The organism is Candidatus Aalborgicola defluviihabitans, from assembly GCF_016705985.1.
GTDB lineage: Bacteria > Pseudomonadota > Gammaproteobacteria > Burkholderiales > Burkholderiaceae_C > Allorhodoferax > Allorhodoferax defluviihabitans.
Genome location: NZ_JADJKN010000024.1, coordinates 83,556 through 100,476, shown reverse-complemented (window position 1 = coordinate 100,476; position 16,921 = coordinate 83,556). Strand labels below are relative to the sequence as shown.

Annotated in this window: 12 protein-coding genes and 1 tRNA gene; 4 read left to right on the top strand and 9 right to left on the bottom strand. The window is 60.1% G+C overall.

Annotated features, from left to right (window positions below; all coding sequences use genetic code 11):
* Positions 1 to 7 precede the first annotated feature (7 nt).
* Positions 8 to 82, top strand: a tRNA-Arg gene (locus IPI80_RS19230).
* Between the two features lie 259 nt (positions 83 to 341).
* Positions 342 to 1,529: a radical SAM protein gene (locus IPI80_RS19225; RefSeq protein ID WP_413862711.1), complete on the top strand. Its 1,188-nt coding sequence runs from the start codon at positions 342 to 344 to the stop codon at positions 1,527 to 1,529.
* On the opposite strand, the gene IPI80_RS19220 is transcribed toward IPI80_RS19225, so the two are convergent.
* A complete protein-coding gene (locus IPI80_RS19220; RefSeq protein WP_413862710.1) occupies positions 1,502 to 2,026 on the bottom strand; it encodes a bacteriohemerythrin in 525 nt (174 codons plus the stop codon). The genes IPI80_RS19225 and IPI80_RS19220 overlap by 28 nt on opposite strands.
* A 185-nt stretch (positions 2,027 to 2,211) precedes the next feature.
* Positions 2,212 to 3,810: an ABC transporter permease gene (locus IPI80_RS19215; RefSeq protein WP_413863551.1), complete on the bottom strand. Its 1,599-nt coding sequence runs from the start codon at positions 3,808 to 3,810 to the stop codon at positions 2,212 to 2,214.
* A gap of 93 nt (positions 3,811 to 3,903) precedes the next feature.
* Between IPI80_RS19215 and IPI80_RS19210 the strand changes: the two genes are divergently transcribed.
* Complete coding sequence (locus IPI80_RS19210) at positions 3,904 to 4,971, top strand: ABC transporter ATP-binding protein (RefSeq protein ID WP_413862709.1); 1,068 nt, start codon at positions 3,904 to 3,906, stop codon at positions 4,969 to 4,971.
* Here the strand turns inward: IPI80_RS19210 and IPI80_RS19205 are convergent.
* From IPI80_RS19205 to IPI80_RS19180, 6 genes are read right to left on the bottom strand one after another with little or no spacing between them, the layout of a single operon-like run.
* On the bottom strand, positions 4,968 to 5,702 hold the full coding sequence (locus IPI80_RS19205; RefSeq protein WP_413862708.1) for a lysophospholipid acyltransferase family protein: 735 nt from the start codon (positions 5,700 to 5,702) through the stop codon (positions 4,968 to 4,970). The genes IPI80_RS19210 and IPI80_RS19205 overlap by 4 nt on opposite strands.
* A gap of 42 nt (positions 5,703 to 5,744) precedes the next feature.
* Complete coding sequence (locus tag IPI80_RS19200; protein WP_413862707.1) at positions 5,745 to 7,037, bottom strand: dihydroorotase; 1,293 nt, start codon at positions 7,035 to 7,037, stop codon at positions 5,745 to 5,747.
* The gene (locus tag IPI80_RS19195) at positions 7,034 to 8,017 is read right to left on the bottom strand and encodes an aspartate carbamoyltransferase catalytic subunit (RefSeq protein WP_413862706.1); all 984 of its coding nucleotides are present in this window, start codon (positions 8,015 to 8,017) and stop codon (positions 7,034 to 7,036) included. Before IPI80_RS19195 ends, IPI80_RS19200 begins: the two co-directional genes overlap by 4 nt.
* 1 nt (position 8,018) lies before the next feature.
* Positions 8,019 to 8,516, bottom strand: a complete 498-nt coding sequence (gene pyrR / locus IPI80_RS19190; protein WP_413862705.1) for a bifunctional pyr operon transcriptional regulator/uracil phosphoribosyltransferase PyrR — start codon at positions 8,514 to 8,516, stop codon at positions 8,019 to 8,021.
* Positions 8,513 to 8,941, bottom strand: a complete 429-nt coding sequence (gene ruvX / locus IPI80_RS19185; protein WP_413862704.1) for a Holliday junction resolvase RuvX — start codon at positions 8,939 to 8,941, stop codon at positions 8,513 to 8,515. Before ruvX ends, pyrR begins: the two co-directional genes overlap by 4 nt.
* Positions 8,938 to 9,540, bottom strand: coding sequence for a YqgE/AlgH family protein (locus tag IPI80_RS19180; RefSeq protein WP_413862703.1), 603 nt, complete (start codon positions 9,538 to 9,540; stop codon positions 8,938 to 8,940). The genes ruvX and IPI80_RS19180 overlap by 4 nt, the downstream gene beginning before the upstream one ends.
* A 21-nt stretch (positions 9,541 to 9,561) precedes the next feature.
* Here IPI80_RS19180 and IPI80_RS19175 point away from each other — a divergent pair, with 21 nt between their 5' ends.
* A complete protein-coding gene (locus IPI80_RS19175; RefSeq protein WP_413862702.1) occupies positions 9,562 to 11,031 on the top strand; it encodes a cryptochrome/photolyase family protein in 1,470 nt (489 codons plus the stop codon).
* On the opposite strand, the gene IPI80_RS19170 is transcribed toward IPI80_RS19175, so the two are convergent.
* Positions 11,028 to 16,892 (bottom strand): Hpt domain-containing protein, encoded by a 5,865-nt coding sequence (locus tag IPI80_RS19170; protein WP_413862701.1) that lies wholly within the window; start codon positions 16,890 to 16,892, stop codon positions 11,028 to 11,030. The genes IPI80_RS19175 and IPI80_RS19170 overlap by 4 nt on opposite strands.
* Between the last annotated feature and the right edge of the window lie 29 nt (positions 16,893 to 16,921).

The following is a 16,921-nucleotide window of genomic DNA, read 5'->3' as shown; positions in this document are numbered from 1 at the left end:
AGCCAGTCTCGCTGTAGTTCAATGGATAGAACGAGTGCCTCCTAAGTGCTAGATCCTGGTTCGATTCCGGGCAGCGGGACCACCCCTCCCCGCCCTGCGGCATGCCGGGCAGAACAGCAGGTTTTGCCAGCAAATGGCACACTACAAAAACAATAGCGAAATCGCCCTATTCCACGAGGGCTAGAGGTCGGAAAAGCTTATAAGTTTCCGGCCACCGCGACCCACCCATGCCCGGCACAACCCCGACTGGGTCAAACAATGTGCAGAAACAGGCATTTGAACTGCGGATTACGGCATCCAGCGCTTACCATCGGCGCCCAACGCCTTTTGACCGCCACACCATGCACACCGAAACTCCCATCCACTTTTTGCCCGCCAAAGCCGGCCAAACGATTCCTGAATCGCACCCCAATCCCATCGTGGGCGGTCGGGTTGAGCTGCAACTGCTCACCACCCTCAAATGCAACCTGAAGTGCAGTTACTGCTCACTGGGTGTGGGCGACGTGCTGGGCTCGCAGGTGCACGTGGAATACGACATTGAGCAGTTGGTCGCATTTGTGGACAAGCACCTGCAGGGCAAAGAGGTGTACGTCACCTTCTACGGCGGCGAGCCTACGCTCAACAAGCCGCTGATGCTGGAGGTAATGCAGCGTTTTCCCAAATTCCGCTTTCAGTTGCAGACCAACGCCACGCTGATCGACCACCTGCCCGAATGGGCGCTGAACCGCCTGTCCAACGTGCTGGCCTCGATTGATGGTGGACAAGCCACCACCGACGGCTACCGGGGCAAGGGCATTTACCGCCAGGTGATCAAAAACCTGACCGAGGTGCGTGAACACATTGGCGGCTCCATCACCGCCCGCGTCACGTGGGGCAACCCCGACACCTGTTTTGAAGAGCTGGACGAACTGGTGTCTGAGGGCACGCCGTTTGACTACCTGTACTGGCAGTTTGTCGCCGACGAAATGTACGCGGGCGACTCGGTGGACAAGCGCAAAGCGGTGCTGGTGCAACTGATCGACAAATTCTTCTCCCGCACCGATGTGCTCTACCCGCTGATTCCGCTGATGGGCATGGTTCGCAACAAGCTGTTCCCCACCCGGGCACAAGAGCTGTATGCCGGGGCCACGCAATGCCGCGTCTCCACCCACCTGCTCAACGTGATGCCCAACGGCGAGATTTACCCTTGCCCGGACATGATGTACGCCCCGGCCATGAAGATGGGCGACGTCAAAACCAATTGGCTGCAAAAGAGCCCGTTACAGCAAGACCCAGCCATGCCCTGCCATAGCTGCGAGGCCTACGCCTGGTGCCGGGGCAACTGCATGAAGAACATGTACCTGGGCTATGTGAAGAACGACCTGCGCTACCGCGCCAACGTGGTGGAACCCATTTGCGACCTGATCCGCTTCATGGGTCAGGAAATCGACAAACGCAACCCGCAGGCCTGGTTTGAGCAGGCCACGCTGCCGGTGCGCAAGCAGATCATGGACTGCGCGGTTTACGAATACGTCGAAGTGATGCCCTGACCGGACTGTTTTTTGCTGCCAAACAGGCGGGCAAAGAAGCCGCTAGGCTGTGCCGCAACACGCAAAGCAGCTGCATTCTGCGCCGCATGGCTGGCATGCCATTTACCAAAACGCAGGTCGTGGGTCATGATGTGGCCGATCAGCCACTTGTTCAGGAATCGGCGCAACTCCTGTACGCGGTCTTCCGTCCAGTCGGAGCCGCTACCCAAAAAGTCGGCTACCTGTCCGGCAAACTCTTCGTGCAGCTTAAGGTGCTGTTCAAAAGCAGGGTAACCACTCTTTTCCATCATGTCCTGCTCGTTGGAAAAGTGGGTGACCACGTAATCCAGCAGCTCTTCCACCGTCTGGTCCACACTGGCCAGGTTGAGCGCCCGCACCAAGGTAAATAGGTGGCGATGCTCCTGGTCTACCTGTGCCACGCCGATCTTGAAACCGTCCCGCCATTCGATGACGAACGGGGTTTTCTTGATTTCCATTTCCTCTGCTACTGCTGCCATGGGATGTGTCCTTCTTGACTTGAGTTACCGAAAAAAGGGCTCAATTGAGTCCATGGCAAAAATGTACGCTGCAATGCAGCAGAGGGTAATCCCTGATCTTTGGTAAGTTTGCATTTGTTGAGATACATCAACAATTGCCGGGCAAAAATTGAAGCAGTTCAAGGGCGACCAGCGCCCCAATGGCACTAGCGGGCAGAAGTGCGCAAAGTGCGGTTGAGCAGGATGACCGGAATCAACCCGACCAGCACCAACGCCAGACACGGCAATGCGGCCTCGCCCAGTCGCTCATCGCGCGCCAGCTGGTACGCCACCACGGCCAGGGTATCGCTGTTGAACGGGCGCAGCACCAGGGTGGCGGGCAATTCTTTCATCACATCCACAAACACCAGTAAGGCAGCAGCAGCAACCGAGCGGCGCAGCAACGGCCAGTGCACCCGTGCCAGCGTTTGGGCGCCTGAGGCGCCCAGCATCCGGGCAGAATCGTCCAGGCTCAGCGGCAGGCGCGCGTAACCGCTTTGCAGCGATTGCAGAGCCACGGCGCAAAAACGCACCAGATAGGCCCAGACAATGCCAATCACCGTGGCGGTGACCCAGTAGCCCAGTTGCCAATCAGGCGCCCAACTCTGCAGCCAACCCACCGGCAGCAACAGGCCCACCACCACCACAGCACCGGGCACGGCATAGCCCAGGCCCGCCAGCTGGGTTGCAACGCGCGTCGTCCAATGCGCGCTGCGCCGCGCACTGAAGGCCAGCAACAACGCCACTCCCACCGCCAATGCTGCGGTGATGGCGCCCAGGCGCACGCTGTTGAGCGTCCATTCAATAAACCGGGGCCAGGGCTGCTGCGTCCACTCCGCCATCAGTGGCTTGAGCATGAACAACACTGGCGCCACAAAGCCCATCACCACGGGAAGCAGGCACAACAGCCAAACCGCCACCACACGGTGGCCCTGCAGACGCACGGCCTGGGCATCGGCCGAACCAGCGCGCGCGCCTTTGGTCACGGCAAAGCGCATGCGCCGCTGCGCCCGGCGTTCCAACCCCAGCAGCAGCGCCACCAAAATCAGCAGCAGGGTTGCCAACTGGGCTGCAGCAATGCGGTTGTCCATGGACAACCAGGCTTTGTAGATGCCTGCGGTAAAGGTCTGGATGCCAAAGTAGCTGGACACGCCAAAGTCGGCCAATGTTTCCATCAGTGCCAATGCCACCCCAGCGGCTACGGCCGGGCGCGCCAGCGGCAAAGCCACTTCGCGCAAGCGCCGGCGCAATGGTGCCCCCATCAAGCGGGCGGCTTCCATCAGGTGCACGGTGCGCTCGCCCAACGCAGTGCGGGCCAGCAGATAGACATAGGGGTAGAGGGTAAAAGTAAAAACCCACGCGGCACCCAGTACATTGCGAATTTCAGGAAATACGCGGCCTTGCAAACCGAAGACACTGCGCAGCCCGGTCTGCAGCGGACCACTGAATTGCAAAAAATCGGTATAGGCGTAGGCCACCACATAGGCCGGCATGGCCAGAGGCAGCAGCAGCGCCCATTCCCAAAAGCGACGCCCAGGAAACTCGAACAGGGTGACCGCCACGGCAGTGGACAGCCCAACCAATGCCACGCCCAGCGTCACCAGCCCACACAGCAGCAACGTGGTGCCCACGTAGTCCGGCAGCACAGTGGATGCCATTTCCCGCAGGATGGCCATGGCCGCGTCCGCACCTTCACCCATCGGAAGCCAGGCACTCACCACCGACAGGACCGGTGCCATGAGCACACCCACGAACAACAGCAGCATCCAGCGCGACACAAAGGGAAAAGACAACTTTAAGGAGGGCATGGAACCAGTGGCTCGTTCTAAATGAGAATTGTAATCATCTAAAATCCGCCTATGTTTCTGGAAGTCTCCCAACTGCAAGTGCACTACACGGGTCGCGCGCAGGCCGCCGTCGATGGGGTGTCCTTTGGCCTGCGTGCCGGCGACATCGGTGTGCTGATTGGCCCTTCCGGCTGTGGCAAGACCACTCTGCTGCGCGCGGTAGCCGGCCTGGAGACCGCCAGCGGGGGAACGATTGCGCTGGGCGTGCACGTGGTCAGCAGCGCAAGCACCCACGTGGCAGCAGAAAAGCGGCGCATCGGCATGGTGTTTCAGGACTACGCGCTGTTTCCCCATCTGGACGTGGGCCGCAACGTGGCCTTTGGCATCCACGATTGGCCCGCCGCCGAGCGCGCAGCCCGCGTTGCCGAGGTGTTGAATTGGGTGGGCCTGTCAGACTCCCAAAAGCGTCACCCGCACGAGTTGTCGGGTGGCCAGCAACAGCGTGTGGCGCTGGCGCGTGCCCTGGCACCACGGCCGCAGCTGCTGCTGCTGGACGAGCCGTTTTCCAATCTGGATGTGGACCTGCGTGAGCGCCTGGCGCACGAGGTGCGCGGTATCCTCAAGGCGGCTGGGGCGACGGCCCTGTTTGTGACCCATGACCAGCTCGAAGCCTTTGCCATTGGCGACATGATTGGAGTAATGCACGAGGGCCAACTGCACCAGTGGGACGACGCCTATTCGCTCTACCACCGCCCAGCCACGCGCTTTGTGGCGGGCTTCATCGGTCACGGCGTGTTCGCCCCGGCCACGCTGGTGAGCGTGGATGGACAAACCGTGGTGCGCACCGCCTTGGGCGAGCTTGGCAACGTCGCCGAATGCCCCCTGCCCTCAGCCTACGAATCAGGTTTGTGTGATGTGCTGCTGCGCGCCGACGATATCGTGCACGATGACGATGCCCTAGTCAAAGCCGAGATTGTGCGCAAGGCGTTTCGCGGCTCGGAATTTCTGTACACCCTGCGCCTGGCTGGCGGCCAGATCGTGCAAGCCCATGTACCCAGCCACCACGACCACCACATTGGCGAATGGATTGGCATCCGCCTCCAGGTGGACCACGTGGTCACGTTCAAGCGCGAAGGCTAACTGCGCAAATTAGTAATGGTGGTGCGCAGATCGCTTGCCCAAGCGCGGCGGTCGCGGCCCTGGGCCAACTCCGGTGTACCGAACTGCACAACCGCCTGCACGTTGTCCGCGCACAAGGTGCGCCAGAGTGACTGCAGCAAGGTATCGTCGCCCACATAGCAGGGCGCAAAGCTGATGGCACCGCTAGACCCATCCACAAACTGCAGCGCCACGGGTTGCACCGGTGCATCGGCCAAGATGGCCGCTTGCAACAGGTTGCCGTGAAAGGGCAACAGGGTGCTGCCGTCGCCCGTAGTGCCTTCCGGAAAGATGCCCAGCACATCGCCGTCGCGCAGACAGTGGGCCATTTGGTGCACCAACCGCATGGCATCGCGCCGGGACTCGCGGGTGATGTAGAGCGTGCCCGCCGCATTGGCCAGCGTCGCCACCAGCGGCCAGCGACCCACTTCGTCTTTGGACACAAAGCGGCAGTGGCGGGCCGCGTGGACCACCACAATATCCAGCCACGAGATGTGATTGGCCGCCAGCAGCATCGGGCCAATGGCCGGTGGGCTACCTTTTACTACCAATGTGATAGCTATGCAGGCAAGCATTTCGAGGGCCCACGCCTGAATTCGTGCATGGCGTTTGTCAGGAGAGAGGCGCGGAAAAACCAGCACGATGGTGCCCAAGCCCACCAGGATGTGCCAGACCACTCGCAACAGCCGCCAGCACGCGCGCAGGCGCATCACACCATCGCTCCGCCCGTCAACGGCGCCCGGCCCGCTCCTGCATCAGCCGCCGTAGGCAAGATGTCCGCCCACCAGCGTAGCCCGCACGCGCCCAGGCAACTCGTAGCCACCAAAGGGTGTGTGCTGGCCCTGGCTGCGCAGGGCCGATGGCTCCACCACCCAGGCAGCCTGGGGATCGAACACGCAAATGTCGGCTTCAGCCCCGACCTGCAGGCGCCCGACACTGGCCGCCAAGGGGCCAAATGCCGAACCCACCACGGCAGCGGGCTGGCTGGTCACCGTGGCCAGCGCCCGGCCCAGGGGAATGGCCGCGTCTTGCGCCCACTTGAGGGTCAGGCTCAGCAGCAACTCCAACCCGGTGGCGCCCGGTTCAGCCTCTGCAAACGGCAAGGCCTTGGCGTCTTCGTCCACCGGGGTGTGGTCGGACACCAGCGCGTCAATGGTGCCGTCGGCCAGACCAGCGCGCAGCGCGTCGCGGTCACGCTGCTGGCGTAGCGGCGGATTCAGGCGCATGCGGCTGTCAAAGTAGCCAATATCCACATCGGTGAGGTTCAGGGAGTTGATGCTGACGTCGCAGGTGATGGGCAGCCCTTCGGCCTTGGCCTGGCGCACCAGCGCGACACCCGCTGCGCTGGAGAGGCGGCACAGGTGCACGCGCGCGCTGGTGGAACGCACCAGCTCAAAAATAGTGTGCAGGGCAATGGTCTCCGCCGCTACCGGCACGCCAGAGAGGCCCATGCGTGTGGCCAGCGGCCCACTGGCCGCCACGCCCTTGCCCAAGTACAGCTCCTGCGGGCGCAACCAAACGGTAAAGCCAAAGGTGCTGGCGTATTGGAGCGCACGCTGCATCACCTGGGTGTTGGCCAGCGGCACCTCGGCCTGGCTAAAGCCTATGCAGCCAGCCTGGGTGAGGTGCAGCATCTCGGTCAGCACTTCGCCCTGCAGATTGCGGGTAAGCGCCCCCAGAGGAAATACACGCGCCTGGTGTAGCCGTTCGGCACGGTAGCGCAGCATTTCTACCAAACCGGCCTCATCCAGCACGGGTTCGGTATCAGGCGGGCAGACCACGCTGGTGACGCCACCGGCTACGGCCGCCGCCATTTCCGAGGCCAGCATGCCGGCATGCTCCTGGCCGGGCTCGCGCAGACGCACCGCCAGATCGACCAAGCCCGGCATGACGATGCAGCCGCTGGCGTTGATGGTGGTGTCTGGCACAAAATCAGACGCTATGTTTTTAATAGCTACTACTGCAGATCCGACGAGGGCTACATCCGCTTTTTCATCGTAACCACTGGCGGGATCGATGACCCGGCCGCCTTGGATCAGTATCTTCATAGTTTGGTGCTCCGGGGATCCGCTTCATTGCCCGCCACGATGCTCATCACCGCCATGCGCACCGCGATGCCAAAGGTTACCTGCGGCAGGATCACACTCTGTTTGCCGTCCACTACGGCGGAGTCGATCTCAACGCCGCGGTTGATCGGGCCGGGGTGCATGACGATGGCGTCTGGTTTGGCAAGCTGCAGCTTCTCGGGCGTCAGGCCAAAGCACTTGAAATATTCGTGCATGGAGGGTAAGAGCGCGCCGCTCATGCGCTCGTTCTGCAGGCGCAGCATGATGATGACGTCGCAGTCTTTAATACCTTCTTCCAGGGTGTGGCAAACGCGCACGCCCATTGGCGCCAAGTCGGACGGCACCAGGGTCTTGGGGCCGACCACGCGCACCTCGGCAGCGCCCAGGGTGGTGAGCGCATGGATGTCCGAGCGCGCCACGCGCGAATGCAGCACGTCGCCCACGATGGCCACCGTGAGATTGGAAAAATTTTTCTTGTAGTGCCGGATGGTGAACATGTCCAACAAGCCCTGCGTAGGGTGGGAGTGACGACCGTCACCGGCATTGATCACGTGCACATGGGGCGCCACGTGCTGGGCGATCAGGTAGGGCGCACCGGACTCGCTGTGCCGCACCACAAACATGTCGGCCGCCATGGCCGAGAGGTTGGCAATGGTGTCCAGGAGCGACTCCCCCTTGGAGGCGCTGGACTTGGCAATGTCGAGGTTGATGACATCGGCCGAGAGCCGCTTGGCGGCAATTTCGAACGTGGTGCGGGTGCGGGTGCTGTTCTCAAAAAACAGGTTGAATACGCTCTTGCCGCGCAGCAGAGGCACCTTCTTGACCTCGCGGTCGTTGACCGAGACAAAGTTGGCCGCCGTATCCAGAATATGGGTCAGGATGCTCTTGGGTAAGCCTTCGACCGACAGCAGGTGCACCAGCTCGCCATGCTGGTTGAGTTGGGGATTGCGTTTGTAGAGCATGTCAGACGTCTTTCACATCAAAGCTGAAGGCTCCGGTCTCGCTGCGGGCCAAGGCCAGAGATTGATCCGCTGCCAGCGTGACTCGGGCGGCGGCAAAATCGGCCTGCACCGGCAACTCGCGGCCGCCCCGGTCCACCAGCACGGCCAGCTTCACACTGGCCGGACGGCCATAGTCAAACAGCTCGTTGAGTACAGCGCGCAGCGTGCGTCCGGTGTAGAGCACGTCGTCCAGAATCAGGATGTCGGCGCCATTCACATCAAAGGGCAAGACCGTCTGGCCACCGCTGGAGAGGCCGCGCTGGGCAAAGTCGTCGCGGTGCATGGCCGAAGAAATTTTGCCAGCCTCACCGGGCAGGTTGAGGTCTTTTTGCAGGCGCTCGGCCAGCCACGCGCCGCCCGAGGTAATGCCGACCAAGCGGGTAGTGGCTGGGCACATCAATTGCACTCCGCGCAACAGTTCGCGGTACAGCGCCTCCGCATCCAAAGCCAAAGTGCTCACAGCAAACTCCTTAAAAACTGTTCCAGAATGATGCAGGCCGATTGTGCATCGGCATCCTTTGCGCCACTGGCCAATGCCTCGGTGGTGGTGTAGCGCTCGTCCACTTCAAAAACCGGCAGAGCGAAACGGCCATGAAGTTGGCGGCCAAACTTTTTGGCCCGTGCCGTGTTCTCATGCGCCACCCCATCCGGGTGGTAGGGCACGCCAATCACAATCGCGTCGGGCTGCCACACTTTCAGACGCAGGGCAATTTGGGCAAAACGTGCATCGCCTTCTGCGTGCACTGAACCCACCGCCTGTGCGGTGCGCATCATGCGGTTGCCCACCGCGATGCCGGTGCGCTTGAGACCAAAATCAATGGCCAGAAAGGTATTTAAATGGGATGGCACCGCCTGCTCATTGATGGGCGGCTGTGCAACGCTCATGCGTGCCCCACCTGGGTTGAGATCATCCACGACTGCAGGCCCAGCAGCGACAAGGCCTTGTCGTAGCGCTGTTCCACCGGGGTATCAAAAATGACGCTTTGGTCGGCGTCCACCGTGAGCCAGCTGTTCTCTCCCAATTCGGTTTCCAGTTGGCCTTCGCCCCAGGCCGAATAGCCCAGCGTGACCAGAACGCGCCGTGGGCCATTTCCGGCAGACAGTGCTTCGAGCACGTCTTTGGAGGTGGTCATTTCCAAGCCACCAGGAATGGCCATGGTGGATGCGTAAAGGCTTTGCTCCGGCGCATCGCCAGCAACAGCGAGCAGCGGTTCGTGCAGCACAAATCCGCGTTCAATTTGCACCGGCCCACCTTGGAGCACTGGACTGTCGGTCAGATCCGTGCGATTGAGAGGCAGATCCACTTTGCCAAACAGGGCGGCCATCTTGATGTCGGCCGGTTTGTTGATCACCAGTCCCAATGCGCCACGCGGTGTGTGCTCACAAACATACACCACACTCTTGGAAAATATCGCATCTTCCAGTCCGGGCATTGCGATCAGGAAATGATTCGTGAGGTTGATGGATGCAGAATCGCTGGACATAAACGGATTTTAACGGTTGCAATGCACAAGGAATTTGATACAGGGCTGGTCTGGCTGCGCCGCGACCTGCGGCCACACGACAACGCAGCCCTCTGTGCAGCATTGCAGTGCTGCAAGCAGGTGCATTGCGCGTTCGTGTTCGATCGTGCCATTCTGGATTCGCTGCCCCGGGCCGACCGCCGGGTGGAATTCATCCGTGAGTCACTGGTTGCGTTGGATGTCCAGCTACGCCAATTGGCCGGCAAACCGCAGGCCGGACTGATCGTGTGCCATGGGTTTGCCACCACAGCGCTGCCCGCCCTGGCGGTGGAACTGGGCGCAGACGCCGTATTTGCGGCCCACGATTACGAACCACAGGCCATAGAGCGCGACGCGATGGTTCGTGATGCGCTTCAGGCCTACGGCATCCGCCTGATTACCGTCAAGGACCATGTCATTTTTGAGCGCCACGAGGTGCTGACCCAAATGGGCAAGCCCTATGGTGTCTTCACGCCCTATCTGCGCGCATGGCTATCCAGGCTGGGCGACCAAGCCCCCCTGCACTATGACTGCGAACCCCATGCCAGTGCCCTTGCGGATCGCCCTGCTGCACACGCCAAGGCGGTACCGGAACTCAAGTCATTGGGTTTTGTACCGACCAATTTGTGTGCGTTGGGCATCGTGCCCGGCACCGTGGGTGCCAACGCCTTAGTGGACAACTTCTGGGAACGCATGGACCACTATGACGAGCGGCGCAACTACCCCTCAGTCAAAGGCCCCAGCTACCTCAGTGTGCACTTGCGCTTTGGTACGGTGTCGATCCGGCAACTGGTGGGACTGGCACTGCAACGCAAGCTCAGCGGTAGCGTGGGCGCCTCCATATGGCTGGCTGAACTGGTCTGGCGGGATTTCTATTTTCAGGTGCTGGCCAACTTTCCCCACGTGTCGAACGCAGCTTTCAAGCCCGAGTACGATCGCATCGTTTGGGAAGAGGGCGACCTTGCCCAAAGCCTATTGACTGCCTGGTGCCAGGGCCTTACCGGCTACCCGCTGGTGGATGCGGCCATGGCCCAACTCAACCAGACCGGCTACATGCACAACCGCCTGCGCATGGTGGTGGGTAGCTTTTTGGTTAAACACCTTGGGCTGGACTGGCGCTGGGGCGAACGCTATTTTGCGGAACAGCTCAACGACTTCGATCTAGCAGCCAACAATGGCGGTTGGCAATGGGTGAGTTCCAGTGGTTGCGATGCACAGCCGTACTTTCGCATCTTCAATCCCATTACCCAGAGTGAAAAGTTTGACGCTGAGGGAAAGTTCATTCGTCGCTATGTTCCGCAGCTCGCTGGCTTGAGTGCCAAGCACATCCACGCGCCGTGGCTCGCACGGCCGGCTGATCTGGCCAGCGCAGGCGTCCAATTGGGCGAGAACTACCCGCTCCCTATTGTGGATCATGCGCAGGCCAGGGCGCGTACTCTGGCGCGCTACGCCGTGGTGCGCAAGACGCTTTAGGCTTCGACGGCTGCTGCGCAGTAACTGCGCACCAGACCCAGCAACTCATCTTCGGAATAGGGCTTGCCCAGGTAATGGTCCACGCCCAATTCCTTGGCATGCTCGCGGTGTTTGCCGGCAATGCGCGAAGTAATCATGATGATGGGTAGATCACGCAACTGGGCATCCGCACGGATGTTGCGGGCCAGGTCGAAACCGTCCATGCGCGGCATTTCGATGTCGGACAACACGACTGTCGGCTTTTCTTCCTGCAGCTTTTCCAGTGCATCCAGCCCGTCAGAGGCCAGCGTTACACGGTAGCCCTCGCGCTTGAGCAAGCGTTGGGTAACACGGCGCACCGTGATCGAATCATCAACTACCAAAATCAGGGGAACCTGATTGACGGCGGACACTTTCGACAATAGGTTGGCATCCGCTTGCCCGGCGCCACTCTGCGCAGCCACGGTTGCAGATCGATGCAAGGCTCGCGCTTGCTCACCATACACCGCCGCCAGAGCGACCGGGTTGTAGATAAGAGCCACCGCACCTGAAGCCAGCACCGACACGCCGGCAAGACCGGGCAATTGCGCCAATTGTGGACCCAGGTTCTTCACCACCACTTCTCGGTTGCCCAGGATTTCATCCACGTGCAGTGCCAGGCGTTGGCCGGCACTTCGGAACACTGCAACCGATTGGGTCTTGGTCGGCACTTCGTTGCTGAGGGCTGAGACCTGGAGCAATGCGCCAGCCCAGAAGAACGGAATGGTTTGTCCGCCAATTTCAAAACTATCTTGGGCATAGGCCTGCTCCATCGTGGCCAGAGGCGTGCGCAGCACTGTCTCCACCAACCCGGACGGAACACCTACGGTGAAATCGCCAATCCGCAACATTACCACCTGGGTAACCGCGGTTGTCAGCGGCAGCACCAGCTTGAAGGTGGTTCCGGCACCTTCGTGCGTGGCCGTTTCGATACGACCACCCAGCGAATTCACTTCGGAGCGAACCACGTCCATGCCAATCCCTCGTCCCGACAACTCAGTCACCTGGTCGGCAGTGGAGAAGCCTGGCATAAAGATCAAATTCGCCGCATCCGCCTCGCTCATGGCATCGTCAGCTGAAGCCACACCGTTGGCAATAGCCCTGGCGCGAATCTTCTCAAGGTGCAAACCACCACCGTCGTCGCTGAAAGCGACCGACACGTCGTTGCTTTCCTGGTTGACCTGGATGGTGATGGTGCCAGCGACTGGCTTGCCTGCCTGTGTACGCTGAGTGGCACTTTCAATACCGTGCGCAACCGAATTGCGCAGCAAGTGCTCAAACGCAGGGGCCATGCGATCCAAAACGCCACGGTCCATTTCAATCGATCCACCCAAAATGTCGAGTTTGACCTGCTTGCCCGCATCCTTGGAGGCCTGACGCACCACGCCATACAGACGCTCAGAGATGCTTTCAAACTCGACCATGCGTGTGCGCAACAGATCGCGCTGCAATTCACGCGCCTGGCGCCCCTGGGCGATCAAATCGTCTTCAGCTCCTTCAATGGAGCGCTGCAAATTGCGCTGCACCGTTGCCACGTCGTGTACCGACTCTGCCATCATGCGGGTGAGCTCCTGCACACGGGTGAATCGGTCAAATTCCAGCGGATCGAAAGCTTGCGCGGAATCTTTGGTCTGCGCCAGTCGAGACTGCATCTGCGATTCGGACTGCAATTCGACGTCGCGCAACTGGTGGCGCAATCTGTCCAGGTTGCCACTCAGGTCTGTCAGGGACGAGCGCAATTGGGTCAGGCGCGCTTCCATGCGGGCGCGGGAAATCATCACCTCACCAGCCTGATTGACCAATCGGTCTAGCAGTTGCGAACGCACGCGAACCGACTGACTGGCCAGCTGGCGCAGTGGCTGGGGCATGGTAGCGGCCCCGCGTGGCATTGCCTTAAGCGGCACAGTGACTGGTGCCAGTATTACCCCGGGAACGGCAGTAACGACCGAGTCTCCGCCCGCAGGTGTCAATGCGGCGACTGTGGGGACGGGTTCGTCTAACTCAACGGGTGCGGCCCCCAACGCATTGAAGGTGGCTTGCAGACCGTCAAAGCGGGTCAACAAAGGCTCTAACTGGACAGACTGGAGGTGCTCTGTGCCAATCTGTTCTATGCTGGACTCCATACGGTGGGACATTTCGCCCAATCGCATGGCACCGGCCAGGCGGGCACTGCCCTTGAGCGTATGCAACACTCGCAATACTTCGTTGCGGGCACCCAAGTTGTCGGGATGACCCACCCATTGGCGCAGTGCTGAACCCAACTGCGGCAAAAGTTCGACGGCCTCTTCCTCGAAAATCGGAAACAGGTCTTCATCCAGGTTGTCGACAGCATCGATATCGTCATCGTGCGCCTGTGCCACAGTCAGGGGTGCTGCACTGATGACCAACGCCGCAGGCGCTTCAACTTCGACCGTTGCCAAAACAGGGGCTTCAACCTGCGCCACCTCAGCGGGCATCTGAATGACCAACTCTTCATCGTCGGGAGCGATCAGATCGTCGTCCAAGACATCGCCAATGGAGTCGATCGTGGGGGCGGGGAACTCGGTTTGGATAATGGCTTCCAGCGCTTGCCGGATGGCGCCATCGGACTCCTTGAGGAAACCGGCAGCAAACTGGTGTAACAGACGACGAATGTCTTCTGCAGCATCACAGAACACCTTCGCCTGCTCGGTCGTACCTTGGCGGTGCAATTGCACGTGCTGTAACGCATGCTCCAACAGTCGTGCCATTTCGGAAAGCGCGGAGAATCCGACAGTGGCAGAGCTGCCAGACAGGGAATGCGCCAGCGCCACCACCGAATCGGGCAATGGAGGCAACAATTCAAGTGCCCACTCGCTCAATTCAACCTGCAGACGACGCGACCACTCGTCTGCCTCGTTTAGATACACGTTATACAGAGGGATGCTCAGGCGCAAATTGCCAATGACCTTGACTTGCTCTTCGGGGTCATGAACTACAACCGGCTGTTCCACCGGGGTATCGGTGAATTCCGCTACCGATGTGTCAGGCTCAGGCATTAAACTGGGCAGAGGTGCCAACGTTGTCGCTTCGAACGAGACAGACGGCGACTCCAGTGGCATTTCTTCGGTTGTGACAATCTCAACAGCGACAACATCCGGCGCAAAGTGACCCTGCACCGATGCAATCGCGGGAAGATCAGACTGGTCTGCAACAACTTTCTCGCCAAAATCGAAGTCACCAAAGTCAATTTCAGTAACCTCGGTTGCCCCCTGAAAGTCGGCGGCGGCCTTGCGTTGATTTTCCACCTCGAACGCTTGCGTGGTCTCAAAACCAAACGTTTGGGTAGCGGCAAAATCTGGACGCGTGTGTTCTTCCAATCGTGGCTGAATGGGTGCGAATTCAACGGTGGGTTGTTCCGCCACAGCGGGTTCATGCGCAACTTCTGCAGTCAGCTCTTCCAATGCTTCTGGTGCAATGACGACGGCAGGTTCCTGAGGTGCCAAAGCGGACACCCCGGCTGGCGCAGGTACGGACGAAACTGGTTCCGTTACGTCAGGCGTGACCAGTGCGATCCACTCACCCCGCAGGCGCAAAGCGTCGGCCGATTTGCGGAAATCCTGGACATTCCAAACCGTAGGCGAATGCGCCGCAATATCATCGACCCAACGACCGAAGGCGTGCATGGCCGTACTGGACGCCTGGATCAATTCATCGCTGGCCGGACGTTGTTCAGCCAGCCAGTTATTGAGTAGCTGCTCGTATGCCCACGCAGATTCACCAAAGTCATTCAGGCCGACCATGCGCGAACTACCCTTGAGCGTGTGAAACGCACGACGCAATGTGGTTTGATCCGCCAGATTGGACGGATCTTCGACTAGTGCTTTGGCCGCAAGAAGCCCGTTCTGTACGACTTCGCGGGCTTCTTCCAAAAAGATATCGATCAATTCGACTTCGTCTTCAGACAACTCCTGCGCGACCGGACTCGACACAACCGACGGCGTAGTGGCAACTGCCGGCGCAACTTGAACGACGGCTTCTGACGCCTGCGGCTGCGACGTAGCAGCCATCACAAAAGTCTGGGTAGCGTCCAACGCGTCGGGTAGTTTCTCGTCCGTAGCGCGCTCGCGGCCCATCAGCGGCTTGAACTCGCCCGCATCGTCATCGTAAATAAACAATTTCTTGGCCAAGGCACGCTGATAACTCAGCATGTCGATCAGGAACCCCATGGCACCCAGGCTGTTACCCAGCTTTTCAAAGACGCCGCGCCGCACGGCACCTTCATCGATATCATCGACCAGGAACTGTTCGACACTGGCCCGCATGCGTAGGGCCGCCAGCGAGGGTTGGTCCAGACCCAGCACCGAGAATACGCCGCGCATTTGCGCCAACTGGCTGGGCACCTCGCGTAAAGGTGCTTTGTCCTGCGGATTTCGGAAAAACTGGTCGAGTGACCGCTCTACTTCCCCCAAGGTGGTGCGCAGTTCGTCCACCACACTACCCATGGTCTGCCGATCACTCACACGCCGATACAATTCCTCCATCCAGGATTCCAGTGGCTCAGGTTGCCCGCCGCTACTGACATGCTCCAGCCGTTGCGCCAGTCGGGCGCTGCGTTCGGCCATATGGGAATCGGTAGGATCCAGATCATCGTACGCTGCTTCGAGGTACAAAATGGAAGTGGCGACTTCCATGGCCACAGGTGCCGGCGGAGCAATGCCCGTGCGTACCGTAGCGTCAATGGCGCGCATCAATGCACGACCTAGTTCGCCACTTTCAGGATGCAGCTTGACCACTGACTCTGCAACTGCGCCGAACTGCTCGGTAGCCACCTTGAGCCGGTTGGTATCGCCACCCGCCAATGCCGACCACGTTTCAGCCGCAGCCGCAATGCGCTTGCGCGCCAGCACCATCAAGGCGGGATCAAAGCGTCCAAACTGCTCCGTTTCGTACTGGACGGGTTTGTACCGTGCCAAGCCGTAGACTGTTCGCACTGCATTGAGCGCCTCGGCACCAGCTTGCGAGGCTGGGATACACAAAGAGCAAAAGAAAACCAACTCATGGGCCAAACGGTCGGAAATACTGGCATCTCCTCGGGCCAGTGATGCGTATTGCCGCAGAATGCGTGACGCTGCACGTTTGGTATAGACATCATCCGGGCACAGACCCAACGTGATGCCTTCGAAAAATGCGGCGCTGATGGTCCAGAAAACACGAGGCTCAAGGATCGATTGGCCTGCGGCCAATCCAGCGCACTCTTGGGCCAAACGGCGGGCCGATTTGGATTCTCCACTGCGCATGACCTGGAGAACTGCTTGATCCATGTGACCACGAAGGCCCGGCGAATATCCCAGCGCGTCGACCACAGGTACTGCAGGTACATCCAGCCAACGCCATTCCACGGCCCATAGGTCTGCGGGATGCGCGTGCTCACCACCCGACAACTCCAAAACAGCACGGTATTGCGGGAACAAGGCTACAGATGATGCAGCCTTACCTTTGAGTACACCTTCGAGGTATTCGGTCAGAGCAAAGCTGGCGCGCTCGACCTTGTTGGCGGCTTCCTCACTGCACAGCTCGGGGCGCTGAACAAATCGTTGGGCCGCTGTTTCCATTGCCCGCAACATCTTGGCGGGCGCACCCAAACCGACCATTTCCAGAGCGCCAACAGCCTGGTGTAATTGTTGGCGTGCAATCCGCAAGTGGCTGGCATCTAGTTCGGCCAGATTTGAGCCACGAGCCAACTCCGCGTCACGCACAAACCGCCGCAACGCCTTGGTGGCGCCGTCCAGGGACTTTCGCAGCTCGTCCAGAACCCAAGCCAAAGGGCCTAGATCGCTGACTGCCAGTTCATTGTCGCCGGAATCGGCAGAGTTCGAAGACATGGATTCGGGCTCTCCTGGAATCACTAATC